The 24,645-nt window shown below is 59.8% G+C and carries 24 protein-coding genes and 1 riboswitch; of the genes, 18 read left to right on the forward strand and 6 right to left on the reverse strand.

All coding sequences use genetic code 11. The annotated features are described in order from the left end of the window. Window positions 1-207 precede the first annotated feature (207 nt). From MOV80_RS01715 to MOV80_RS01725, 3 genes are all read right to left on the reverse strand, one after another. Window positions 208-915, reverse strand: a complete 708-nt coding sequence (locus tag MOV80_RS01715) for an amino acid racemase (RefSeq protein WP_118266954.1) — start codon at window positions 913-915, stop codon at window positions 208-210. 115 nt (window positions 916-1,030) lie between these two features. Continuing rightward, window positions 1,031-1,360: a DHCW motif cupin fold protein gene (locus tag MOV80_RS01720; protein ID WP_019103955.1), complete on the reverse strand. Its 330-nt coding sequence runs from the start codon at window positions 1,358-1,360 to the stop codon at window positions 1,031-1,033. 215 nt (window positions 1,361-1,575) lie between these two features. Then, window positions 1,576-4,527, reverse strand: a complete 2,952-nt coding sequence (locus MOV80_RS01725) for an ATP-binding protein (protein ID WP_249604781.1) — start codon at window positions 4,525-4,527, stop codon at window positions 1,576-1,578. A 110-nt stretch (window positions 4,528-4,637) separates the two neighbouring features. Here MOV80_RS01725 and MOV80_RS01730 point away from each other — a divergent pair, with 110 nt between their 5' ends. From MOV80_RS01730 to MOV80_RS01760, 7 genes are all read left to right on the forward strand, one after another. Next, on the forward strand, window positions 4,638-5,270 hold the full coding sequence (locus MOV80_RS01730) for a response regulator (protein WP_118268597.1): 633 nt from the start codon (window positions 4,638-4,640) through the stop codon (window positions 5,268-5,270). A gap of 295 nt (window positions 5,271-5,565) precedes the next feature. Continuing rightward, on the forward strand, window positions 5,566-6,393 hold the full coding sequence (locus MOV80_RS01735) for an alpha/beta hydrolase (RefSeq protein ID WP_118266960.1): 828 nt from the start codon (window positions 5,566-5,568) through the stop codon (window positions 6,391-6,393). Window positions 6,394-6,612: 219 nt separating this feature from the next. Further along, a complete protein-coding gene (locus tag MOV80_RS01740; protein WP_249604782.1) occupies window positions 6,613-7,260 on the forward strand; it encodes a DUF1120 domain-containing protein in 648 nt (215 codons plus the stop codon). A gap of 91 nt (window positions 7,261-7,351) precedes the next feature. Continuing rightward, the gene (locus tag MOV80_RS01745; protein WP_118266966.1) at window positions 7,352-8,062 is read left to right on the forward strand and encodes a fimbria/pilus chaperone family protein; all 711 of its coding nucleotides are present in this window, start codon (window positions 7,352-7,354) and stop codon (window positions 8,060-8,062) included. 106 nt (window positions 8,063-8,168) lie between these two features. After that, window positions 8,169-10,556 (forward strand): fimbria/pilus outer membrane usher protein, encoded by a 2,388-nt coding sequence (locus MOV80_RS01750; protein ID WP_249604783.1) that lies wholly within the window; start codon window positions 8,169-8,171, stop codon window positions 10,554-10,556. Window positions 10,557-10,570: 14 nt separating this feature from the next. Continuing rightward, window positions 10,571-11,128, forward strand: a complete 558-nt coding sequence (locus MOV80_RS01755) for a hypothetical protein (RefSeq protein ID WP_118266970.1) — start codon at window positions 10,571-10,573, stop codon at window positions 11,126-11,128. Window positions 11,129-11,690: 562 nt separating this feature from the next. Then, entirely contained in the window at window positions 11,691-12,125 is a 435-nt protein-coding gene (locus MOV80_RS01760) for a hypothetical protein (protein WP_019103964.1), read from the forward strand. A gap of 138 nt (window positions 12,126-12,263) precedes the next feature. On the opposite strand, the gene MOV80_RS01765 is transcribed toward MOV80_RS01760, so the two are convergent. From MOV80_RS01765 to MOV80_RS01775, 3 genes are all read right to left on the reverse strand, one after another. Beyond that, complete coding sequence (locus MOV80_RS01765; RefSeq protein WP_019103965.1) at window positions 12,264-12,866, reverse strand: phosphatase PAP2 family protein; 603 nt, start codon at window positions 12,864-12,866, stop codon at window positions 12,264-12,266. A gap of 85 nt (window positions 12,867-12,951) precedes the next feature. Further along, window positions 12,952-13,368, reverse strand: a complete 417-nt coding sequence (locus MOV80_RS01770; protein WP_019103966.1) for a hypothetical protein — start codon at window positions 13,366-13,368, stop codon at window positions 12,952-12,954. Between the two features lie 54 nt (window positions 13,369-13,422). Further along, window positions 13,423-14,706 (reverse strand): voltage-gated chloride channel family protein, encoded by a 1,284-nt coding sequence (locus tag MOV80_RS01775; protein ID WP_249604784.1) that lies wholly within the window; start codon window positions 14,704-14,706, stop codon window positions 13,423-13,425. Window positions 14,707-14,851: 145 nt separating this feature from the next. Beyond that, window positions 14,852-14,922: riboswitch (Fluoride riboswitch) on the reverse strand. An 861-nt stretch (window positions 14,923-15,783) separates the two neighbouring features. Here MOV80_RS01775 and MOV80_RS01780 point away from each other — a divergent pair. From MOV80_RS01780 to MOV80_RS01830, 11 genes are all read left to right on the forward strand, one after another. After that, the gene (locus tag MOV80_RS01780) at window positions 15,784-16,134 is read left to right on the forward strand and encodes a hypothetical protein (protein WP_019104093.1); all 351 of its coding nucleotides are present in this window, start codon (window positions 15,784-15,786) and stop codon (window positions 16,132-16,134) included. 144 nt (window positions 16,135-16,278) lie between these two features. Next, window positions 16,279-16,992 (forward strand): 5'-methylthioadenosine/S-adenosylhomocysteine nucleosidase, encoded by a 714-nt coding sequence (locus tag MOV80_RS01785; RefSeq protein ID WP_249604785.1) that lies wholly within the window; start codon window positions 16,279-16,281, stop codon window positions 16,990-16,992. Between the two features lie 377 nt (window positions 16,993-17,369). Next, entirely contained in the window at window positions 17,370-17,699 is a 330-nt protein-coding gene (locus MOV80_RS01790) for a hypothetical protein (RefSeq protein WP_019104091.1), read from the forward strand. 326 nt (window positions 17,700-18,025) lie between these two features. Further along, window positions 18,026-19,357: an amidase gene (locus MOV80_RS01795; protein ID WP_249604786.1), complete on the forward strand. Its 1,332-nt coding sequence runs from the start codon at window positions 18,026-18,028 to the stop codon at window positions 19,355-19,357. 11 nt (window positions 19,358-19,368) lie between these two features. Further along, window positions 19,369-19,680: a hypothetical protein gene (locus MOV80_RS01800; RefSeq protein WP_249604787.1), complete on the forward strand. Its 312-nt coding sequence runs from the start codon at window positions 19,369-19,371 to the stop codon at window positions 19,678-19,680. A gap of 288 nt (window positions 19,681-19,968) precedes the next feature. Continuing rightward, window positions 19,969-20,301, forward strand: coding sequence for a hypothetical protein (locus MOV80_RS01805; protein WP_019104087.1), 333 nt, complete (start codon window positions 19,969-19,971; stop codon window positions 20,299-20,301). A 74-nt stretch (window positions 20,302-20,375) separates the two neighbouring features. Then, window positions 20,376-21,002, forward strand: a complete 627-nt coding sequence (locus tag MOV80_RS01810) for a thiol:disulfide interchange protein DsbA/DsbL (RefSeq protein ID WP_249604788.1) — start codon at window positions 20,376-20,378, stop codon at window positions 21,000-21,002. Between the two features lie 128 nt (window positions 21,003-21,130). Beyond that, window positions 21,131-22,294: a cell division protein ZapE gene (gene zapE, locus MOV80_RS01815; protein WP_107732307.1), complete on the forward strand. Its 1,164-nt coding sequence runs from the start codon at window positions 21,131-21,133 to the stop codon at window positions 22,292-22,294. 12 nt (window positions 22,295-22,306) lie between these two features. Next, window positions 22,307-22,888, forward strand: coding sequence for a uracil-DNA glycosylase family protein (locus tag MOV80_RS01820; RefSeq protein ID WP_019104084.1), 582 nt, complete (start codon window positions 22,307-22,309; stop codon window positions 22,886-22,888). A 184-nt stretch (window positions 22,889-23,072) separates the two neighbouring features. Next, window positions 23,073-23,966, forward strand: coding sequence for an alpha/beta fold hydrolase (locus MOV80_RS01825; RefSeq protein WP_081575678.1), 894 nt, complete (start codon window positions 23,073-23,075; stop codon window positions 23,964-23,966). Between the two features lie 151 nt (window positions 23,967-24,117). After that, on the forward strand, window positions 24,118-24,600 hold the full coding sequence (locus tag MOV80_RS01830) for a hypothetical protein (protein WP_118266983.1): 483 nt from the start codon (window positions 24,118-24,120) through the stop codon (window positions 24,598-24,600). Window positions 24,601-24,645 lie beyond the last annotated feature (45 nt).

A 24,645-nucleotide genomic window follows, 5' to 3' on the forward strand; every position in this document is an offset into this window, starting at 1 on the left:
TGCCGGCAGTATATGTAGAAGCGGGGACCACGCCTGTAGCTCTTTCGACCTACAAACCTGTTTACGATCTGCTGAGGGTCGGTAGAGAGATTGTGCGATGAGTCTCGGCATTCGAAATGCTCATGTACCACGAATACATTTTGCTTTCTAAGTCGTTTTCACCTTGTCTCGCTCTGGCTCGCTAGGCTTTGAACCCGCTCCAAGCGCCTATTGCGGGAGCACTGTATCCGAGAGCGCGAACTCTAGCGCGGCGCGGATATGAATCCGCGTGGTGTCGAACACCGATACCGGCACGTCGGCCTGGCCCAACAGCAGCGGCAGTTCGGTGCAGCCGAAGACGATGCCTTGGGCGCCGCGTTCGATCATCTGCTGGATCACTTCCAGATAGGCGCGCTTGGTGGCCAGCGAAACCATGCCGCGGCCCAGCTCGTCGCGCAAGGTGCGTTGAATGAAATCGCGCGTATTCTGCTGCTCCGGAATCAAGGCGCGGATGCCTTGCTGGCTTAGCTTGTCCTGAAAAAACGGTAGTTCCATGGTGAACTTGGTGCCTAGCAGGCCGATGGTTTGCAGCCGTTGCCGCGAGATTTCCCGCGCCGTCGCCTCGGCGATATGGATGATGGGGAGAGCGACCGCGGTTTCCAGCTGATTGGCAACAGCATGCGCGGTATTGGCGCACAGCACGATGGCTTCGGCCCCGGCGGCTTTCAAATGCAGGCAGCCCTTGAGCAGCAGCGCATGGGTGTGCTCCCAGTCATCCCATCCGCGCTGCTGGATATCGTTGAAATTCAGCGAGTAGACGATGCATTCGGCGAAGTTGAGACCGCCTAGCGCAGCGTTGACGCCTTCGTTTAGATAACGGTAGTAATCCAGCGTTGATACCCAACTGATGCCGCCTAGCAGGCCAAGTTTTTTCATGGAGGCTCGTTTCGTAATTGGGATGCGGAGTGAAACCCTTTATGCCGCTGCACGGCCCATGAGCGCTTTGGCGTCGATGAGCAGTGGGGCCACGCGAGGGCTGCTTGAGCCGGCATCAATCAACGATAAACAGCTTGGCCCCGGTTTCGGTATGGGACAGGTGCGGCTCGGCGTCGTCGGCCACTTGGTAGCTGATGCCCGGCTTCAGGGTGAAGCGGCGGCCGTCCGCCAGCGTGGTGTGTAGTTCTCCTTCCAGGCACAACAGGATGTGGCCTTTGACGCACCAGTGATCGGCGCGGTAGCCCGGCGTGTATTCCACCATGCGTACCCGGATGTCGCCGAAGCGCTGGGTGCGCCAATAGGCGCAGCCGGTTTCGCCGTCGTGTCGGGTGGGTTCCAGCGCGGACCAGTCGCTGATTCCAAACGGGATGTCGGATATTTTCATGGGCGGCTCCTCTGCAAGGGTTCTAAGAACGTGTTTACGATCTCGCGAGCTAAGGCGAGACAAGGCGAAAACGGCTGAGGAAGCGGAATGTACATAGGGTACATGAGCATTTCGAAGCGGGTTTCAACGCAGTATCGCCGACGCGCAGCAGATCATAAACAGGTTCTAAGCGCTTGGTCATTGTCGCCTATGCCGCCCGGACAACGATAGTCGTTTCACGCTTGAGCCAAGCGCGCGTTCGCCAGCGCCTCCAACTGATCCAGCAGAGTGCCGGCTTCCTCGCGTCGGTCGGCTTCTATCACTTGTTCAATCTCCGCGCACAACTCAGCCACAGACTCCAGCCTCGCCATGGCGAAAGCCCCCTTGGTGGCGTGCAACTGCTGCATCAACAGTGGCTTATCCATCGGCTCCAGCGCTTGTCGCATCAGTACGAGCGAATGGTCTAGTGCGTTCAGCAGTTCGGCGCGCCGGACAGCGGACAAGGGCGCGGGGGCTGTGGGACGCTGGGCGCTGGGGGGGCTCAGTGCCAGGTGTTTGCGGATCACCTGATCCAGCTCTTCCAGGGTAAAGGGCTTGAGCATGAGTTCGTTGATGCCGGCCTGAGCGCAGAGCGGTTGTTCCGCGTTGCCGGCCTGCGCGGTGATGGCGACGATGGGGGCGGAAAAGCCGTTGTCGCGCAGGGCCTGGGCCAGGTTGTAGCCGCTGATGTCCGGCATGCTCAGATCGGTCAGCACCAAGGCGTAATCCTGGCGGGCGGCCAACGCCAGCGCGGCGGCGCCGTTGGCTGCGATGTCCGCCTGGTGGCCCAGTTCACAAAGCTGGTCCTGAATCAGCGACCTGATTGCCGGGTGGTCGTCCACCACCAGGACACGGGCCGCCGGCGCTGCCGGGATCGGCGCGACGGCGGGCGGCTTGACGGTTGGCGCGGCGGCGCAAGGCGGCAAGGGCAAGGTGGCGACGAAGGTGCTGCCCACCCCGGGGATGGAGGTGAATTCAATCGTCCCCGCCAGCAATTCCGCCAGCTTTTTGCAGAGCGACAGGCCCAGGCCGGTGCCGCCGAAGCGGCGGGTGATGGAGGGGTCTGCCTGAGAGAACTCGGTGAAGACTTGATCGTGATATTCGGCGGGAATGCCCACGCCGCTGTCGCTCACGCCAATGACCACCGGCGAATCCGCGCGGCTGTCGTCCTGCAGGTAGACTTCCAACTGCACCTCGCCGCTGAGGGTGAACTTGATGGCGTTGCCAAGCAGGTTCAGCATGATTTGCCGGACGCGGCCGGGGTCGCCCAGATAAGCCGGCGCTAATTGCGAGTCTATCATGCAGGAGAATTCCAGGCCCTTGGCACGGGCCAGTGGCTCCATGACGGCCGCGGCTTCGCGGCCGAGCGCGGCCAGATCAAAGGGGATGCTCTCCACGCTCATCAGCCCGGCCTCCACCTTGGACAGGTCCAGAATGTCGTTGATGATGGCCAGCAGCGCCTGCGACGAGTGCTTGGCTACGGACAAGCGCTCTTGCTGCGGCGCGGCCAAGCCGGCCCGGCCTAGCAGGTCCAGGCTGCTGACGATGGCGTGCAGCGGAGTGCGGATCTCATGGCTGACCATGGCCACGAAAGAGGACTTGGCCTGGTTGGCCGCTTCCGCCGTTTGGCGCGCGGCTTCCAGCTGGCGTTCCAGCGCCTTGCGCGCGGTGATGTCCACTACATTGCACAGCAGGACCCGGATGCCCTGATAGCGCGTGGCCATCGTGGTGCTGTGCAAGGCCATGGCGCTGCCGTCCGCCAGTGCAAACTGGATATCCCGGTGGCAAGGCGTTGTGCCGAGGGGGGACGCGGCCAGGTGAGCGTCCAGCAGCTGCAGGTGCAGGGGCGGGCGGGAGATGGCACCTTGCCGCGCCCACTGGCGCATCACTTCGTTTTCCAGCAGCACGGAGCCATCGGCGATGGACAGCAGTGTCAGGCCTGAAGGCGAGGTGTCCACCATGATGCGATTCAGATTCTCGCTTTCGTAAATGCGTTGAGCGTTGCTAAAAGCGGGTTTGAAGATTCTCCGGTCCAGCAACAGGATGAAGGTCCACAGACAGATCAGGGCGAACAGCAACGCGCTGAGATTGATGATCAGCGGCAGCCTCACGTCATTGAGCAAGCCATGCCAGGGAAACACTTGGATATGAACCCAACCCGGTGTGGGCAAGCGGGCGCGCAAGATGAATAGACCATCGCGGTATTGGAGGTCCGACACTGTATTGCTGATTGCCGGCAAGGCCATTTTGCGCAGTGCCGCGATGAGCTGCGCGCCTTGGGCCGCCTGGTGGCCAATGCTTAAATAGAACGCCCCCGAGGGGCTGGCGAGCAAGGTGGTTTCATCATTGATGTCCGGGCGCCAGGTGTTCAGCAAGGTATCGATGCGGATATCCCGGGCGAACACGGCGAAGGGCTTGCCGTGGGCCATGGCGGTTTGAGCCAGGCGAATAGTGGGGTGCTTGGTCAGTGGAGTGGCGGCGGAGCCTAGCCAAACTTGTTGGCGTTTGCTTTGGCTATCGGCGGTTGCTACGGGAGGCAGCATGGTCATGTTGGCGAAAAACTCACGCCACAGTTGAGTTCTTGCTCTTTGATCACTTTGCGCCAATGGCGACAATGGAGGAGGGACTATCGCCAGAAACTGCTGGTCCGGGCTATACAGATATGCGGTTAAGGATTTCCGCAATTCGCAGTCCCCTCCGCATAGAGAGCTGGCGACATGCTCCGCTAGGACAAGATAAGGCTCGAAACGTGAAGCTGGATACTGGGAGGATAGCTTGCCCAAGGCCAGTGTTGGGGGGAGAGTGGGGGAAGCTTGCAGCCAAGCTTGACCGTTACTCGTGGTGAACTGGCGTAGCAGTGTTGGGCTCCTTCTAGGCAGGGTTAACCAGGCAGCCTCCGCCTGGCTCACCTGATGGTAGAGATCAATCGCATGTCCTCTTAGCACCACCTTCAAGGCCGTGTTTTCCGCGTTGAATACCTGATGGCGGTCGGACAACATCTCCTTGCCGGAAAGCCAGAGCGTCAGCATGGTCAAGGCCAACAGGGTCAGCGAAATCGCGATGCCGCCACCAAACAGCGTGACGCGTTGGATGCGCCGCAAGCGGCTGAGGGGCTGGCTTTGGGGAGCGGGCGAGCTTGAGTTGCGCATGCGGCTTCCGGAAGGTGACTTGGCTAGGCGATTGACCATATTCAGGATATTTGCTTAGCTATAAAAATAGAATGTCTTGAAAACAATTGTTTAAATTTCATGTGAACGACATGGCGACAGCGGAAATAAAAGTCTTCTTGGTGGATGACCACCCCTCAGTGCTCAGCGGCTTGGAGCACGCTTTGCAAGGGCAGCGCTCCATCCGCGTGGCGGGCAAGGCCAATAGCGCCACCGCTCTGTGGGACATGCTGGCCAGTCAGCCTTGCGACGTGCTGGTATCCGATTATTCCATGCCCGGCTGTGAATCCGGCGACGGCGCGGCCATGTTCGAGCGCTTGCGCCGGCTGTACCCGGAACTGGGCATCGTGGTGCTCACCATGATGGACAACGCCCTGGTGGTGCGCTCGCTGCGCGGCTTGGGCATTCACTGCATCCTGAGCAAATCCGACGCCGTTGAGCACCTATTGCCGGCGGTTTACGGCGCCATGGCCAAAACGGCCTACTTCTCGCCGGCAGTGGCGCGTTTGCTGGAGGTCGACCACCTGGCCCAACCCGCCGACAAGCGCGCCTTGACCGCGCGCGAAGCCGAGGTGGTGCGGCTCTTTGTCGCCGGGCTCACCGTCAACGACATCGCCGCCAAACTCAAGCGCAGCAAGCAGACCATCAGCACCCAGAAAGCCAGCGCCATGCGCAAACTGGGCGCGCAACGCGACGCGGACCTCTTGCTGCTGTACAAGTCCTGATACCTTCCTTTTCTCCCGGCGGCCCTTCCTTGGGGCCGCTTCCCCGCCGCGGGTTCCCGCGCATCCTGCCTGTCTGCTAACGCAAAGGCCGGTCAGTATAGTCGTTTTAAGGTGTGATCCCCGCTGCGCAGCGCGCATTTCGTACTGGTCAAATATCCCCGCGCGCTGAGCATGGCTATGCTGCCGGATTGGATTTCGCCTGGGCCTGAAAGACGGCAGGCAGGCGAGCATGGCGTTTAGATTGAACTGGGTGCTCTGTTGATGGCGGGTGGCGTTTTAAAGTCTGGCGGTGCGCATGGGCACGCTTAAAAGAATCCTGGGGCTGTTGGCCGCCGTTCTACTGGCGCTGAGCTTATGGGAACTGGCCCAGCGTTGCTTCATCCTCAGCCCCTCGTATCAAACCGGCAAAACCCCGCAAGATTACGGCGTGACGTACCAGGAGACCTGGTTGCCGGTTGCCAAGACGGAAGGTGGCGGCCTGGTGCATGTATGGTGGTTGCCGGCCGAATCGCCCGCCGCGCCGGCGGTCTTGTTTCTACACGGCAACGATAGCACGCTGTACACCGATATTGATTTGATCCTCCGTCTGCGCCGGCTGGGCCTGGCGGTGATGGCGATCGACTACCGCGGCTACGGCGGCGGCGCCTGGTACTTGCCGTCGGAGCGCTCGGTTTACGCCGACGCCCGGGCCGCCTGGCAAGCGTTCATGAAGCTATCGCCGGAGGCGTCCAAGCATCTGGTGTACGGCCATTCCTTGGGCGGGGCCATCGCCATGGATTTGGCCGCGGTATCGCTGGGGGTGGACGGGGTGATTATCGACGGCGGTTTCTTGTCCATCGCGGACATCGCTAAATCCCATACCGCCTCATGGCTGCCGTTTGACGCGCTGATCCGCCATAACTTTTCCTCCTATTCCAAACTGCCGGCCATTGCCGCGCCAAAACTATTCATTCATTGCTCCGGCGACGAGGTGGTGCCGATCGAGTTAGGTGAACGTCTATATCAACTCAGTCCGCAGCCTAAAACAAAGTTGTTTATGAGGGGCGGAGATCATGATGGTTGTTATCGGCGTGATGGGGAAGTATGGGCTACATGGGTTGCCGATATCGCTGGAAAGAAGTGAAATATTTTTTGGACTAAATTGCCTAGTTGTGAAAATTGAATGATGTTGATTTTTAAAGTAGTTGGTTGTGAATTTTTTATTCACTTTTCGTTGTTATGAAAGTAGAGGTTGTTTGATGGTGTCTTAGAGTTGCGAGTGTGTTTTTCGTACTAGTCATATTTGTTTCGATAAAGGGTGGTGCAATAATAATTGCTCCTGTTAAATTTTTAGGGAGTTGCTATGAAGTTTGTGTCATCTTTTGTTGTGGTGTCCAGTGTTTTTTGTGGAGCTTTTGCCCAGGCTGAGGAAAAGAAAGAGCTTCAAGCAACTTCTTTGTTCGAAGTTGTTGGAAAGATTAAACCAACGGCATGTAACGTGGTTTTGCCTGGTGGCAATGTGTGGGACTATGGAACCATTCCCGCTAGCGATATTAAAAATGCTAAAGGTGATTTTTATAAAAGAGTCGGTGTAACTCATAATTTTCAAATTGTTTGTGATCAAGCAGCAAGTGTTCGTTATCGTTTGATGGATCAGAGAGATGCTGCTAATGATTCTACGCGTTTTTCCCTTGTTTTGGATTCAAGTGGAGAGGGTATCGGCTTCCACACAATGAATTATATGGATTTCAAGGTGAAAGGGTCGGATGGCAAAGAGGTTGCTGGTGCTGTTTTAGGTGATAGTGTAGATCAGGTAAGTTGGAAAAAAACAGGTCAAGACTGGTATCAGCGCGCGTCAAGATTCTATACCGCTGTTGGTGCTGAAGGTAGTCCTGTGAATTTTAATGTTTTGGAGCAAAGATTTACATCTGTAATTCAATTGGATAAGAAGTTAGATGTAAAGAGTGAGGAGAGCTTTAGAGGTGGGGTTTTGGTTGAGCTGTACTATTGATGAATTTTTGACTGAAATTTTTGTGATTGAGTAATTCACCTTGGTGTATGGTGTAATTTTTCCCTCCCCACAGGGGTGGGGAGGGGCTGCAATGAAATCTTTTTATAAAATAATTTGGTGTTTTTTTTCTATTTTTCTACTTTGTAAGGTAAGTTTCTGTGTGGCAGAGGGGATGTTACCTGAGACATCTTTGGTGATGTTGGATGAGGCTGTCGGTGACTCCGCTATATTGTTAAGAAATACGGATAATCAACCACTGCTTTTATTCTCAAAAATTAAAAACTTACCAGATGATGATAATGAACATGTGTCAGTAATGTTAACTCCGCCAGTGACGCGTGTTGAAGCTGGTGAGCAGCAGCAAGTACGTTTTATGTTGCAGAGCAATAAGCCTTTGAAAATGCAGCTAATGAAGAGAGTGATTTTTGAAGGTATCCCACAGAAGATAGGCGGTGTGGGGGTAAAGGTTGGTATTACCATACGCCAAAATCTACCTTTGGTAATTCATCCAAAGGGTTTGCCAGAAAACCGTGAACCATGGAAATTATTGAAGTGGTCATTGGGTGACGGACAGTTGAATTTAGAAAATGATAGTCCCTATGTGGTACGCATGGCGCAAGTGGTGCATCTCAAACCACAGGGCACTGCAGTGCAGTTGGGGCATAACTATGTGTTGCCGGGACAGAAGCTATCATTTCCGGTAGCAGATGCCGAGGCGGAGGCTGTCACGTTGTACCCAGCTACCTTGTATAGCTACTCAGTAGGTGGCTATGACGCACCTTTAACGGTCAAGGCCAGCTAAATTGGTTGTTTGGAGAGAGTCCCTGCCCCAAAGCGAAAGTGGAGGGGCATCGGTAGGTACCCTGCAGTCTGTATGCCGTTGGCGCGGGCGGCCACTGGAAACAGCCTTGCTGTTAGCGCTGGGCGCGATGCCGTCGCTGGGTGCGGAAGCCGCTGTCGACGCGGTGTTCGATACGGAGATTCTGCGCGCGCGCGGCCTGGACCCGGCCTTGGCCGAGTACTTCCGCGGCAAGCCGCGCTTTGCCGAGGGCCGGCAGCAGGTGACCTTGCTGCGCAATGGCGAGGTGCTGGGCGAGGTGGAGGCGGAGTTCGACGCGCAAGGCCAGCTGTGCTTCAGCCCTGCATTGCTGGAGTGGGCGAGTTTGCAAGGTCCGCCGCCGGATGAGGCGGAGGGCGTCTCCGTGGCGCCGGCCTGCTACGACTTTGTCGGCGCTTGGCCGCAGACCCAGGTGCAGTTGAACCCCAATCTGAACCGGGTGGCCTTGCTGGTGCCCACCGCGGCCATCCTGCCGCAGCCGCAAGAAGAGATTCAGCTGGAAAGCGGCGGCGTCGGCGGCATGCTGAACTACGACCTCAGCGCGAGCAGCTATCAGGGCCTGGGCAGCGGCAGCCGCAGCTTGTCGCTGGATACCGAGGCCGGCGTCAACGTTGGCGACTGGATTGTGCGCAGCCGCCAGTTCTACTACTCCAATAACGGCCAGGGGCAGTTCAGCGATCTGGGCGCTTACGCCCAACGCTCCTTCGTCTCCCAGCGCGCGCGTCTGCAACTGGGGGTGATCAATGTCGACAGTCCGCTGTTTGCCGCCGGCCAGTTGCTAGGCGCGCAATGGACGCCGGAGAGCGGCTTGGAGCAGGGCGGCCCCGGCGCGCGGGTGGAGGGCATCGCCAATAGCGTGGCACGGGTGGAAGTTCGGCAGGCGGGGGTGCTGATCCATGTTGCGCAAGTGCCGGCCGGGCCCTTCTCTTTTGATAACCTTCGTCTCAACAACCGTTATGTCGATCTGGAGGTGACGGTGGCGGAGAGCGACGGCGGCGAGCGGCGCTTCACCGTGCCGGCGGCAAGCCTGGGCTTGGATGCGGCCGCGCCGCTAGGCTATTCGCTGGCCATGGGCCGCTTGCGCGACTATGCCGACGACGGCGAGGAACCCTTGTTGTTGACCGGCTCCGGCAGTTGGGCGCTGGGGGCGCGGGCGCAAGGGACGCTGGGCGCGCTGAGCACGTCGCAATACCAGGCCCTGGGCCTGGGGGCGGATATCGGCCTGAGCGCCGATACCAGCTTGAGCGTGCGCGGCGTGAGCTCCCATGCGCGGGAAGAGGGCGTGTTCGGCCATCAATCCAACTGGGCGATGAGCACGCGGATGAGCGAGGCGATGAGCGCGTCCTTGTCGGCCTCGTTTCAATCCGAGGGCTACCGCGATCTGGGCGAGGCGACGGCGGTTTATGGGCGAGGACAGCTTAGTGAAGCGCGCAAGCGCCGCACCCGCGCCCAGTATTCCGCCTCTCTGGGCTGGAGCCATCAGCGCGCGGGCAGCTTCCGGCTGTCCTACTCCTCCAGCCGCAGTTTCGACGGGCATGTCAGCAGCCGCTGGCTGGGCAGCTGGGGCCGCTCCTTCAAGTGGATGTCGCTGAATTTGAACGTGGAGAACGGCCGCAACTCCTTTGACGGCCGCCGTTATCAAGCCTGGTATCTGAATTTCAGCCTGCCGTTGGAAAAGCGCCGCATCAACAGCACCGTGCGCAGCAGCGGCGGCGACACCAGCCTGAATACCTCGGTCAGCGAAACCGTCAACGAGTATTGGGGCTATCAGCTGAGCGCGGAACAGAGCCGCCGCGGCACTGGGGTGAGCGCCAATGTCAACGTGCAACCGCGTTACGCCAGTGCCCGGCTGGGCATGGGACAGAACTACGCCGGCCGCCATTTTTCCGCCGGGCTGAGCGGCGGCCTGGCCTTCCACCGCGATGGCGTCACCGCCTCCCCGGCGCAGATCCAGGACAGTTTTGGCGTATTGTCCACCGGTAAGGTGTCCGGGGTGCGGGTCAATACGCCGGGCGGGGCGGTGTGGACCGACGCCGGCGGCCGCGCGGTGATCCCCAGCTTGACGGCTTACGACGTCAGCCGCTTGGAAGTGGACGTGAAGAGTTTGCCGCGCACGGTGGAGCTGAAAAACGGCTACAAGGAGCTGAAAGTCAGCCGCGGCGCGGTGCGCCATGTCGAATTCGACGTGTTCCAGACCCGCCGCGTGTTGTTGGAAGTCAAGGACGGCATGGGGCAGCCGCTGAGCGCCGGCGGATCGGTGCTGACGGCGGAAAATCGCTTCGTCACCACCGTGGTGGAAGGCGGCAAGGTCTTTCTCGACAATGCCGAGCCGGGGCAGACGCTGACCGTGACCACGGCTAACGGCAACCGTTGTCAGCTGGATTTCGCGCTGCCGGAAACGGTGGACGAGCAGGTGTTTTACGAGCAGCTGGATGCGGTATGTCGGGCGGAAGCGTGAGCGAGGAGCAAGGAATGAAGTCGATGATTAAGCGGGCAACGGCCGGTCTGGCCGGCCTGCTCTTGTGCCAGGCCGTGTTGGCCGACAACTGCGTGATGCGCTTGAGCGGCGAGCAACTGGATTACGGCGTGTTGAACAAGGGCCAGTTTGGGCGATCCCAAGCCGGAATGCAGGCCTTGGGCAAGCGGCGGATGACGCTGAGCATTCAATGCGAGGCGCCAAGCGCCATCCGGCTGCGGCTGGAGGCGGAGCCGGCCGCCAAGGGCATGGCCTTGTGGAATGGCAAGGGCCATTACCGGATGAGCATGGGCGCGGCGCAGCTGGACGGCCAGCCGGTGTTGCTGGCGGCCGCGCGCACCGAGCAGGCGACGTTGGAGCAGGCCGCGGCGGAGGTGGCGATGGACGCTGAGCATAGAATATGGGCGGTGGCGGACGGCAAGCCGGCGCGCGGCAAGCTGTTCACGGCGCAAATCTGGGTGGACGCGCAAGTGGCGACCAATGCGCTGCGCGCGCGCGATGTGGAGCATTTGAACAGCGGCGGGCGCTTGCTGCTGGAGACGGGGGAGCGCTAAGAGCCTGCTCATAGTCTGCTGCGCGTCGGCGATACGGCGTTGAAACCGGCATTCGAAATGCTCATGTCCCCCCCTCGTAGTTATCGCTTGTTTTCGCCTTGTCTTGCCCTTGCTCGCAAGCCTTTGAACAGGCTCTAAGCGCTGCTTTCGCGCGGCGGGGCGGGTATTGAATCCGCGGCTTTTATTGCCGGGGCTGACCTGGCCAAGCAAGACAAGCGCAGCGTCGTGAGGAATAGGGCAGAGAGAGGCACTGCTCCGCCAAGTTCCTCTTTACTCCAAAAGCCTCCCCTCCTTGACCCTCCCCGCTCCGTCGGCGACAATCCCCGAGCGTCGTTCTCATTAACGGCGCCGGGATTGGCGTCCCGCCCTGTACACAACGGATTCGCACCTTATGGGTGCGGTCCTGCTTTACTATGGCTGTGCCACTTGGCAGGTGCATGGTAGGAGAGTGTCATGCACTCGCCGGTTTGTGTACACGGTAACGCCAATCCTGCCACGCGCCTGCCCAATACCTCGCTTTTCAGGCAGGTGGTTTATCTTGTGTTACAGCAGGAGAAACAGCATGTCCCTTATCCTACCTCGCCGTCGTCGCTACAAACTGGCCGCCATCGAACAGCAGGAAATCCTGCTCCCCTTCGTTCGCTACACCCCTGAGCGCGACTATCCGCATTACTGGCAGATGCCCGAAACCTCCGAGGACTTCGACGCCATGTGCGCCTACGGCCGCGAATGCGCGGCCCATCTACTGCAATGGCTGAAGGACAACCGTTACTACGTGGGCTGCGGCCTGTTGGGCCGGGTGGCGCGCGACATCAGCTTTGACGACCGTGAGCAGCGCGGCTACTGGATAGGCTTTTTCAACTATCTGGAGCAAATGCTGTTCTTGGGCGCGCAGCAGGTAAAGGTTTACCGCCACGTGGACAGCCAACATCAAATGCACGCCGGCAAGACCAGGCGCAGGCAGTTGGAGGAGCGTTTTAGCCGCATCGGCCGTTAAAGCAAGGGGCGGCGGCCTTGACTGGCCGCAGCCCTGCGCATCACAGAGCGGAGCCTTGCGGAGCTCCGCCTCGTCTCCCGGCCCGTCTTGGGCTTGTTTGACTCCCCCTTGGTGAGTGGCTTCCCTTTCCAGTGGAAGTCAGCCGCGGACCCAGCCTGCGGCAATCGGCCATGCAAATAAGAAGCGGTACAGCCGAATGGCCGCTTGTGCAATGGGATCCCCTATTTTGGGCCAGAGCGCGGTCGTCACCGCGCAAACGCCGGCCGCTGCGGCTAGCGCGCCCAACATGTCCAGCGGGAAGTGCACGCCTACGAATACGCGCGCCCAGGCGACGGCTATGCCCAGCGCCAGGATGGCGACACCCAGTTTGAGCATGCCGGCAAACAGCAGAGTCAGGCCGATGCAGGTCAAGATGGTCATGTGATTGCTGGGGAAAGAGAAGTCCGGCGCATGATCCGTCCAGAGATGCCCAAGGCCTATCACGAAGGGCCTTGGCTGCGGATATCCCAGGCCGATTAACCCGTTCACCCCTAAAGCCAGCAGGACGACGAGGCATGCCTTGACGGCTTGATGGCGAAGCTTGTCGTCGCCCCACAGCCACAGGGCGACCAAGAGTAGCGGGATGATGTAGATCAGATCGTTAGCGATGACAACGGCCACGCGGATTAGCCAGGCTGGCGTGTTTTCATTTGCGTTCAATAGTAAAAATAGCGTGTGGTTAAGCGTTTCAAGGTGATTCATGGTGGTTTTATCTTACGCGTGATTATCTGGAACGTAGGGAGCCTGGGGACTAGGCGCGGCGGCTATGCGGTGTTGGCGGTTATTGTTAGTCGGCCTGGTTTTGACTGGGAGGATCTGCGTGCGTCGCCGCCGCGCCGCCTGGTTGAGTAAGCGGCAATTCGCATAGGAGCAGAACGGCGTGCACCTTGCGCAGTTCTTCTGCGTGCTCGGCCATGAAGTCCCGTAGGCGCTGCTCGGAGTCCAGCAGCTCCAGGCATTGCGGGTGCCGCATGCCTGTCAGTTCCGGATGGCTGTGCGACAGCCGCTGGCCAGGCAGGTAGCCGGCGCTGACTGGGTGGAGCGTCGCCTGCAGGATCTTCGCCTGTTGGGCGAGGGTCAGTAGGCGGAGAGCAAGAGCCGGCGCGCTCAAGCGATGCCAGAAGCGCGTTGCTTTGGCCTTGGAGGCCATGGGGAAATATAGCCGCAAGGCGACAATGTGCTGTGGGCTGGGGTTTGAGGTCATCGAGCCTGTTCCATAGGGGGTGTTCACGGTCTTGCAAGCCAGAGCGTGGCAGCCTTACGGGCTGTCTGATGTTTTGCTCCCCGATGTTTCCTTCTTTTCTTTTGTTGGCGCGCGCTGCTCTTCTTTGCGGAGCCGCGCCAGGTCCGAAATGCGCAGCCCCTCGGGGATGGAGCCGCGATATTTGCTGCGACCCACGCGCTGGGCGTGATAAATGCCGGTATGGCCGGAGAGCAAGTAAGCGGTGATGCAGCCGATGGCGGCTAAAGGTCCGATATCCGCCCCAAATAATTCCATCGCCATCAGCGTGGTGGCGATGGGGGTGTTGGCGGCACCGGAAAACACGGCGACGAAGCCGATGCCGGCGAGCAGGGGAAAAGGCAGATGCAGCAGCGGCGCCAGGGCGTTCCCCAGCGTTGCGCCAATGTAAAACAGCGGGGTGACCTCTCCGCCCTTGAAGCCGGTGCCCAGCGAAACAATCGTAAACACCAGCTTGCCAAAGAAATCCCAGGGGGCCACCGGCTCTTGAAAGGCGCGCACGATGTCGGGAATGCCCAGGCCGATGTAGTGGTAAGCATCAAGCAAGTACACCGCCGAGGCGACGACAATGCCGCCGACAAAGGGACGCAGCGGCGGGTAGGCGATGAAGCGTTTGACCACGGCGCTGAGCGAGTGAGCGCCTGTTGCGAACAGCATCCCCACAAGACCAAACACAATGCCTGCGGCCACCACGGCCAGCACGCTCCAGAAACCAATAGGCACAACCGCGCCTATCGCATAGTGAGTGTGGCGCACCCCCCAGGCGAGGCATACCTGATCGGCGACGACGCCGGCCACAAAGCAAGGAAACAGCGCGTCATACCGCATGCGTCCGATAGCAAGAACTTCAAGCACAAACACAGCGCCCGCCAACGGCGTGCCGAACACGGCGGCGAAGCCGGCGCTCATGCCGGCCATCAACAGAATGCGTCTCTCCTCGGGCTTCATGCGGAACGCGTGAGTCAGCTGATCCGCCAGCGTGGCGCCCATTTGCACGGCGGTGCCCTCGCGGCCAACCGATGCGCCGAACAGATGGGAAATAATGGTGCCGCCCAATACCAGAGGCGCCATCCGTAAGGGAATGACTTTCTTGGGCTCGTGGATTTCGTCAATGATGAGGTTGTTGCCGCCATCGACGGTTTTGCCCAGCCGGTGGTAGATCCAGCCGACACCAAAACCAGCCACTGGCAACAACCAGATGACCCAACGGTGGGCTTCGCGCCAAGCTGTGGCTTGATCGAGAGAGAGTAGAAAAAAAGCCGAGATACTGCCTGCAAGTAAGGCAATAAGGCTGGCAATCACGAGCCACTTGCCTACGTAGGGCAGTAGTTTAAGTTGTTCGGGGCGGTGTAACGGACGCATTAGTCATGCCTGTATCAAAGGGATTGAGGCTGACCAAGGGGAAAGGTATATGCGCGTGCGCACCCACATTCCCGACCAAGGCCAGGTTTATGTAGGCGTCATCAGCAGCTTATTGCTGCGGTTCAAGTGAGGAGGAACACCATCTCCCAATAGGAGGGGAATATATCGCATCATTTAATTGCAGTCCAGCGGGCTATGAGCGTTTCGGGCCCATGTGGTCAGGGCGGAGTGATCCCCTCTATTCGGCCAGACGCCTTAGAACCTGTTCATAATCTGCTGCGCTGCGGCGATACGGCGTTGAAAACCGCTTCGAAATGCTCATGTACCACGTGTACATTCCGCTTTCTCAGCCGTTTTCGCCTTGTCTCGCCCTTGCTCGCGAGATTTTGAACAGGCTCTTATAGGGGGCTGCTTTGTTTCCTAGCCGGTGAGGCGGGCCGCGCGGGGTATTTCGTATTGTAGTTGTCCAATACGGACTGTCTAGCCGAGCGGGCCCGCCCATCATGTCGCGCAGCCGCAAGCGTTTAGGGCAGCGAGGCACCGCTTGGTTTGAGAACCTGTTCAAAGCCTTGCTTTTGCCGGGCTGAGCGCAAACACGCTCAAAAACTGTATCAATATGAAATATGCTTTGCCGCCTTAATTTAGTACTGGTCCTATTAAAATTTAGAAAATTAAAGTGTAGCGTTGCGCTTGGCATTATTCATGGCGGTGGGGCATGTCATAAATGATTCCGCATTGTCGCGCCAAGCTCATGGCGGCTTAGAGCCGCTAAGAAAACCTCGCAGAAAACCTGAGCCAAGGCGCGCTGACGCAGGCAGTACAAGTCGTACGACAAGGAGGCGCAACGCAGGATCAGGGGTTTTGTTAGCGGGTATTAAGTGGCGCGGCTTGGAAGTGCGATGCGTTATGGTGGTATGTACATTCCGCTTCCTCCGCCGGTTTAGCCTTTTCTCGCCTTCGCTCGCGAGACTGTAAACACGTTCTTAACGCCACGCTTTAGGCAAAGGTATAGGTATCATGCCGCAGTTATTTCAAGTCTCTGTCGACAACGCTTTACTCAACGCTTGTTCCCAGGAAAACCAGCCTATTCAGCTAAGCATCAGCATTGGAAATCATAAAGTCAGCGACATCACTTTAAGCCAGGGCGATATTGAAAATATTGTTACGCATAGCGCGGCTTTTTCAGTGAATGACCTTAAGGCGGACAATGGGATGACCACCATTGTCTTGCAGCTGTCCTCAGGTTTGTGTGAGCAGGATATCTTGAAGTCCATGCATGCCCCATGGCGCGCCTACTCATTGCCGACAGAAGCGCGTAATACCCCTCAGCACATCATGCTATCTGGAGCCTCTGGAGATCATTGGTAGGTTTGGGTCTGCCAATTCAACAGCCGCCGATCAACATCGGCCTTGGGGGCAAGCCGGCGCGCAGCCAGTTTGAACCTGATGCGGCGTAGCTTGCCGGAAGGCGCTAGCGTATTCGCCGTTAAACCACCTAATTTGGGGCTTTATATGAATATTTTGCTATTGTCGGCATTCCCCGCCGAATCCGCTCATCTGTCGCAGCAATTATCCGCGACGTGGATGCCGGATCCTGTGCTCGGCGCCTTGTCCTGTCGCAGCCTTCAATACAATCTCCACCAACTTTACCTGGCCGAGACCGGCGTGGGCACGGAAGACGCCGCGTTGACCACGCTGGCGCTACTGCAACAGCGCGATATTGATCTGGTCTTGTTTTTGGGGACTTCCGGCGCGGTGGGGGATGGCTGGGGGATTGGCGATGTCGTTGCCGGCAACAAAGTCGTGCAGATGGATCTTTACGGCATCGACAAGATCCTGAAAGGCACGCCGTTTGAGTCCTGTCTGTTTAACAGCAATACCCATGGCCAGCTGGAAACGGAATGGGACGCGGACCCCTATTGGCTGGCGAAGCTGAAAGCCCTGCCCAGGGTGAAGCCGGGGCTGATCTTCAGCAGCAACCAGTTTCCGGTGCCCGCCGACAAGTTTCCCGCAATGCTGGAACTGGGCCGCGGCGTGATTGAAATGGAGTCCTCCGGCGTGATGCGCGCCGCGCGCCGGGTGGGTTCCACCCCGGTGCTGGTCTTGCGGGCGGTCAGCAATATCATTGACGGCCAAGGCCAGGATACCGGTACGCCCGAGCATGGCATTGAGTTGTGCGCGGAGCGGCTGTCCGCTACCGTATTGAAGCTGCTGTCCACTATTTGAAACCTGCCAAGATGCTGTTCAAAGTCCCGCTTTGGCTCGCCGGGCTTTGAACAGGCTCTTTAAACCTTCCCTCCCGCTTTCCGCCTGTCCGGGCGGCCGTCTCCGGCTTGACGCTACGCCCCCATCTCAGTACTCTTTGCCTCGCGCTGCGCCAAATAACGCCGCGCCGGGCAGGCAAGCCTATCAATCTCCGTGATCGCAGTCATGTTGCGTCCACTTGGGCGCTGCACGTCTGTTGCCACGCATCTGCATCTGAGCAGGGCGTGGCAGGGAGCCTCTCGGGGCTGCCGGTCGACATCACGGAGAACCGGTCTTGCCACCTTGTCACGCTCCTGCTCGTATCCGAGCAGGCTTCCAAAGCTGACTTGGAGATTGCAATGACTCCACTGTTTTCCCTTCTTCCTTTAGCCAAACCGCCCCCGGTCAACGGGCAAGATCAACTGCGCCTGCTGTCCCAAACCTTGGACGCTTGTGCGCTGGCCTTGAACGGCTTCTCTCTATTGCGTTCCACCTTGGCTGCCATCCAGGCCAAGTCCATTCCCGGCTCCCACCAATATTTATTGGCGCGTCTATCCATCGAAGTGCTGGATGACTATGCCGCCCGCCTGCAACAACTCAGTTCCGCCGTTCAAGACGAGCAGCAGGAAACGGCGCCATTGCTTTTCCATGCAGGCGTCGGCGGGGGCGTGCGCGCCACTTGCCGATAGCAAGGCGATAGCCGCGGTGTCTGTTCGCGGCCTCAGAACCTGTTGACGATCGCTGCGCGTCGCGAGACGTGGCACGGTGAGTACCGTTTCGAAATGCTCATGTACCACGCGTACATTCCGCTTTCTCTGCGGTGTTCGCCTTGCCTCGCCTTAGCTCGCGAGATCGTAAACACGTTCTCAAGCGCTCAATCCAGGAGTTCAATTAGGAGTTCAATCTCCTACCGTCTTTAGGAGAGCCTTATGTCGCAATGTCATGAGTTTGCCTCGCGCCACAGCAAGGCGCTTGCCATGAAGCCCTTCTGTTTCGCCCAGGAAGGGGAGGCGACATGAAACCCACCGTGATGCAATTGCACAGGGACTTGCTGTCAGGCAATACCAGCAGCGTGGCGCTGACGGAGCGGGCGCTGGCCGCCATCGTCAGCCACCAGGAAGCCGGCGAGCGGGCTTTCACCCTGGTGGACGCCAGAGCCGCGCTGGCCACGGCCCGGCAGGTGGACGCCGCCGGGCTCTATCCCACTCCGCTGGCCGGCATTCCCGTATCGGTGAAGGATCTATTCGATATCCAGGGGCAGGTCACCACCGCCGGCTCCGTGGCGTTCAAGCGCAACCCGCGGGCGCCTCGGGATGCGGCCGTGGTGGCGACGCTGCGCGCTGCCGGCGCGGTATTGCTGGGGCGCACCAATATGAGCGAGTTCGCATGCTCCGGCCTGGGGCTGAATTCGCACTACGGCACGCCGCGCAATCCCGGAGATCCGGAGCGCGTGGCGGGCGGCTCCAGCTCCGGCGCGGCGGTCAGCGTGGCTCTGGGCATGAGCGCGGCCGCGCTGGGCGCCGATACCGGCGGCTCCGCGCGCATCCCCGCCGCTTTTTGCGGCCTGGTTGGCTTTAAACCCACCGCGCGGCGGGTGCCGATGCAGGGCTGTCTGCCTTTATCGCCGTCGCTGGATTCCATCGGAACGCTGGCGCGTTCGGTTTCTTGCTGCGCCATCCTGGACGCGGTGCTCAGCGGCGGCTGGACGCCCTCCCACGCGCGCGGCCTGCCGCCAGATGTGACAAAACGCCGCTTTTACGTGACTGACGATTATCTTTCCCAACACGTGGACTCCGCGGTGGCGCAGGCCTTCGACGACGCCCTGGCGTGCTTGTCCCGGGCTGGCGCTCGCATCATCCGTTTCGATTTTTCGGAGTTGGGGCGGATTGCGGACATGGAGGCCCAAGGCGGGTTGGCGGCGGCGGAGGCCTGGCGCTGGCACGGCCCGCGGCTGGAGGGCGAGGGCGGCGCTTGCTATGACCCGCGCATTGCACAAAGCCTGCGGCAAGGGGCCGGCCTGAGCGCGGTCAGGTATCTGGAGCTGGTGGAGCAACGCCGCGAGCTGCAAGCAGCCGCCGCGTATCGCTTGTCCATGGCCGATGCCTGGCTGATGCCCACCGTGGCGATTTTGCCGCCCAAGCTGGCGGAGTTGGAGAACGAGGACGTTTACGCTCGCCTGAACCGGCTGGTTCTGCGCAACAGCGCCGTCGTCAATCTGTTGGACGGCTGCGCGGTCAGTCTGCCGCTGACGGATCAGATCGGCTTGAGCGTGTGCGGGCTGCATGGCCGCGACTCCCATATTTTGAAAATCGCCGCCGGCGTTGAACGCGCGCTGGCTCACCCATAAGGAGAGCGGCGATGAAAGACCAATTGCCCGTGATGGAGCAACTGAAACAATTGAATCAGGATTTGCTCGAGGCCCGGCCGGATCAGACCGCCTTGTCTTTGCTTGGCCGGCAGATGGCCGAGCAGTGCGCGGAAATGGACGCTTGCCTATTGCAAGGCTTGATGGAGATTCGTTCGGCTCATGTCGGCTTGCAAGCCATCCTGACCTTGCTGCAACGTCGCGACGAGCCCTTGCTGTTCAGCAGCGAGGAGGCGGTGGCTTTGTTGGAGCCGGTGCAACAGTGTCTGTGTCACGGTTTGAACGGGCTTAACCGCCTGGTTTGAGCCATGCTTCCACGCGCGCAAAAAAAGCGTGGCTGCGCCGGCTTTTCGTACTGGTCAGATATTTTTTCGCGGAGCGTTTGCGCATACTTTGCCCATCTTATGCGGCGTTCTTTGCATAGGGTCTCACGCCGATCCCCCGGTGTTGAGCTGCCTAGTGTCTATTGCAAACTCCCCATGTTTGCCTCCCTCTCCCTGCGTGGAGAGGGATATTTTTTTAACCGGAATCCCGCTCCGGCCTGTCGGCATGCGCTGATCGCGCCGTTTGCGAGCCATCTGCTAGGAGAAAGCATGAACTTCAATATGAATGCCGCCCAGTTCCAGCACAAATTGGCCGAAATGGAGGAGGAAAACCTCATGCTGCGCTTGCAGCTGGATGTTTACCGCGATGAGCTGTTCAAGAAGTACGAGTCGTTTCTCGATGAGAAACTGACAACGGAAATGGAGAAAAAACTGAGCCTGGACGTGCGCAAGGCGGAGGCGGACATGCGGCATAGGTTGCAAGAGGAAATCAAGCTGCTGAAAGAGGAGTTGCAGCGCCTGCGTGGGCCGGCCAAATCCGAAATCAAGCTGAACAAAGTGGACAAGCCGGTTGAGGTGCCGACTTTGTTGGCCACGGCCTGAGAGTTAACCCCGCCCTTGAACGCGAGGCATGTACTGAGACGGAGCCCGGCGGCGGAATCAATGGAGTGTAGTGAATGAGAGTGTTACTGTTGTTGTGTTGGTTTGTTCTGGCGCTGGGCGCGGCGCAAGCGCAGATCGTGGTAGGGAAGGATTACCTGGTGTTGCCCAAGCCGCATCCGGTGTCCAGCGGAGATCAGATCGAGGTGGTGGAGTTTTTCTCCTACCCATGCCGACATTGCTACTCTCAAGACGCCGCGATATCCGCCTGGCTGAAGACTCAGCCGGCGGATGTGCGCGTAGTACGCAAGCATGTGGTGTGGGGCAAACCGATGGAAGGGTACGCGCGGGTGTTCGCCACCTTGAACGTATCCGGCCTCTCGGACCGTCTGCATGGCGCGGCCTTCCGCGCGGTGCAGCATGACAAGGTCGATTTGAGCAAGGAGGCGGAGTTTGAGAAGTGGTTGCGCCGCCAGCCGGGCGTGGACGTTGCCAAGACCATGGCGGTGTATCGATCCTTCGCGGTGAAGGCTCAAGTGGAGGCTATCGCCCAGTTCACCAAGGATTACCGTATCTTCAGCACGCCCATGCTGGTGGTGGACGGCAAGTACGCGATTGCCGCGGCCCCGCCGGAGCGTACGCGGGAGGTGTTGGACGTGCTGGTGGCCAAGGCGCGCGTGCAAAGAGTCGCCGGCCAGGTCTAAACAGGCACCGGCGCTCTGTTTTACCGCGCCGCGGCCCTAGTGCGGCGGCGCCTGGGTTTTTGCCCCCGTGCGCAAACGGGGTATGATGTCAGGCCGTATCATCATTGCGTTTGCACACTCCGCCGCCCATGTCTCAGCACACTTTCTCCCCGGATGGGAACGCCCATCTCAGCCCCAAGGCCTGGTATCAGGCCGCCAGCGAAAAACCCGGTTTCATCCACGACGAGGCCCAGGCCGCGGCGATTGAGGAACTGGACCTGCTGTGGCACCAGCTGGTGGAGTTCAAGAACAAGCGCAACCGCTTCCTCGGGCGCAGCCTGCGCAGCCCGGACGTGCCCAAGGGCCTGTATTTCTGGGGCGGAGTGGGACGCGGCAAGAGCTTTCTGATGGACGCCTTCTACGCCTGCGTGCCGTACCGCCGCAAGCGCCGCATTCATTTCCACAACTTCATGGCTGAGGTGCACCGCGAGCTGCGCGCGCTGGCCGGCAGCAAGGACCCGCTGCTGGCCTATGCCGACAAGATCGCCCGCGATACCCGCCTGCTGTGCTTCGACGAGTTCCACGTCAGCGACATCGCCGACGCGATGATGTTGGGCCGGCTGCTGTCGGCGCTGTTCGAGCGCGGCGTGGTGCTGGTCACCACGTCCAACTACGCGCCGGACAGCCTCTATCCCAACGGCCTGCAACGGCAGAACTTCCTGCCCACCATCGAGTTGATCAAGCGCGAGCTGAAAGTGCTGAACGTGGACGGCGGCAACGACTACCGTCTGCGCGAGCTGACGCGCGAGCCGCTGTTCATGGTGCCGGCGGACGCGGCCAGCGAGGAGAAAATGGAGCAGCTGTTCCAGCGCCTGAGCCACGGCGTGGAGCAGAAGAAACGCTCCATCCAGGTGCTGGGCCGCGAGATTCCGGTTAAGCGCCTGGCCGCCGGGGTGATCTGGTTCGATTTCCTGGCCCTGTGCGACGGCCCGCGCGCGCAAACCGACTACCTGGAAATCGCCACCGAATACCATACTGTCTTCGTCAGCGGCATTCCCAAGATCACCGCGCGCGAGGCGTCCATCGCCCGCCGCTTCACCTGGCTGGTGGACGTGTTCTACGACAACCGCGTCAAGCTGGTGGCCTCCGCCGCCGCCGAGCCGGAGCAGCTGTACACCGAAGGGGTGCAGGCCGGCGAATTCTTCCGCACCGCCAGCCGGCTGACCGAGATGCAGTCGCGCAGCTATCTGGAGCTGCCGCACCAGTCCGTCGGCCAGACTCACGACCAGCCGCCGGCCGGCGTGGTGCTGTAAACGGCGACGCGCATGGACGCCGCCGGCCTGCTGCAAGAAGTGCGCGCCTGCCGGCTGTGCGCGGACAGCCTGCCGCACGGCCCGCGCCCGGTGCTGCAATGGCATCCGAACGCGCGCATCCTGATTGCCGGCCAGGCGCCGGGACGACGCGTGCACGCGTCCGGCCTGCCGTTCGACGACCCCAGCGGCGAGCGTTTGCGTGATTGGCTGGGCGTGGACAAGACGGTGTTTTACGATGAGACCCGCATCGCCATCCTGCCGATGGCTTTCTGTTACCCCGGCACCGGCAAGTCCGGCGATCTGCCGCCGCCGCCTCAATGCGCGGCCGCCTGGCGTCAGCCCTTGCTGGCTGGCCTGCCTCATCTGCAATTGACGATTTTGCTGGGTCAGTACGCGCAGCGTTATCACCTGCCTGGGCGTTATCCGCGGCTGACCGAGGCGGTGGAGCGCTGGCGCGAGCACTGGCCGGCGCTGCTGCCCTTGCCGCACCCCAGCCCGCGCAATCAACTGTGGCTGCGCCGCCATCCCTGGTTCGAGGCCGAACTGCTGCCGGCTTTGCGGCAGAGGGTGGCAGAGGTGCTGGAGCGCGGCTGAGAACCTGTTTACGATCTGCTGCGCGCTGTGAAACATGGCTCGGTGAGTGCAACTTCGAAATGCTCATGTACCACCTGTACATTCCGCTTTCTCAGCCGTTTTCGCCTTGTCTCGCTCTTGCTCGCGAGACTGTGAACAGGCTCTAAGCACTATTTACCATCGATGGTTTTCCAAGGAGGCTGCAATGTGGCGACGCTGGATCTGGAATGGCAAGCAATGGTTGTTTGACTGGGGCGTGCGCCAGCAGCGGCGCTGGGCAGGGCTGAAGCCGCGACGGCGCAGGCTGGAGCAGGGTGAATTGAGCTGGTTGGAGCGCGCCGCGCCGGCGGGCGCGCCGGTGCTGGTGCTGCTGCATGGCTTTGGCGCGGAAAAAGACCACTGGGCGATGCTGGCGCGTCGCCTGCCCAAGTCATTCCGGCTGATAGCACCAGACTTGCCAGGCCACGGCGACAGCATGTCCAACCTGGACATCAGCTACCGAGTGGAGGCGCAAGCGGATCGGCTGCGCGCGTTTCTGGAGGTTTGGGGCGTGGAGCATGTCCACTTGATCGGCAATTCCATGGGCGGCGCCATCGCCGCCAACTTCGCCGCGCGTTATCCGAGGCACGTGGCCAGCCTGACCTTGCTCAACGCCGCCGGCGCCGGCGTCAGCGCCAGTGAAATGGCCGAGCTGTGGCAGCGCAGCGGGGAAAATCCAATGTTGGATATGAGCAGCGCGGACGGGGTGCGAGCGATGTTGGACTGGGCGATGTACCGGCCGCCGCCGGTGCCCGGCTTCGCCATCGAAGTGGCGGCGGCGCGCAAGGCGGAACGCGTTGAGGTGGAGCGCAAGATTTTCGACGACCTGTTAGACAGCGTGGACCAGCGGCCCTTGCTGGCAAGCATCCAGGCGCCGACTTTGATCGTCTGGGGCCGCGAGGACCGCATCCTGCACGTGGAGGACGCGGATTGCTTCGCCGCCTCCATCGTCGGCAGTGAAAAGCAGGTGTTGGAGCAGGTGGGCCATCTGCCGATGATGGAGCAACCGCGCCAGGTGGCGGACCTGTGGCTGGATTTTGCGCGGAGGCGGGCCATGTGATGGTGGTGCAGGACTCAAAGCCATTCCGCGAGGTGGCTTTTAGATTGATTTGAGAATGTTTTCCTCTTCAGAATCTCTCCATTAATCTGATTTTCCAGCCGATTTGCATTCTTTTAGGGTTGGATTATTCATTTTAATTTTTGGGGAGATCATGAAGTTTCAATACTTGGCGATCAGTGCCGCTCTGCTTTTGGGCAGCGTCCATGCCATGGCTGCCGATGCCTATACTTTTGAGTTAGTCAATAATGGCTCTTGTCCGATTAAATACACGCTAAGCGGCGAGGGTCCGCAAACTCCGGTGGAGGCCGGCAATAAAATCGTCAGGACGATAAGCAATGATAGTGTTGCGATTTATCCGGGTTTCAACCGCTCTCCCGGTAGGTGCCATACCGATCAAACCCTGGAATTGGACATGGTTGGCGAAGGTGCGGCCCAATTGCTGAGTTCCAACTGGGAGGGCACCAGCAAGCCATTGCTGATCAAGGGTAATCTTGGCGTGATGACTTTCCTGTTTGACAAAGAGGTCAAGCAGGGCAGCAGTAGCGCTATCGGTGTGATTAATCGCAGTTTTAATCAGAAGAATGGCAATACCCGCCATGTGAAAATCGAGGTGGCGGCGCCGATGGCACGTTGATGTCTGCGGTTAATGGCGCGGCCTGTCCGGCGCGTTGAGCCTTGC

This window comes from Chromobacterium sp. IRSSSOUMB001 (assembly GCF_023507765.1).
Taxonomy (GTDB): Bacteria; Pseudomonadota; Gammaproteobacteria; order Burkholderiales; family Chromobacteriaceae; genus Chromobacterium; species Chromobacterium haemolyticum.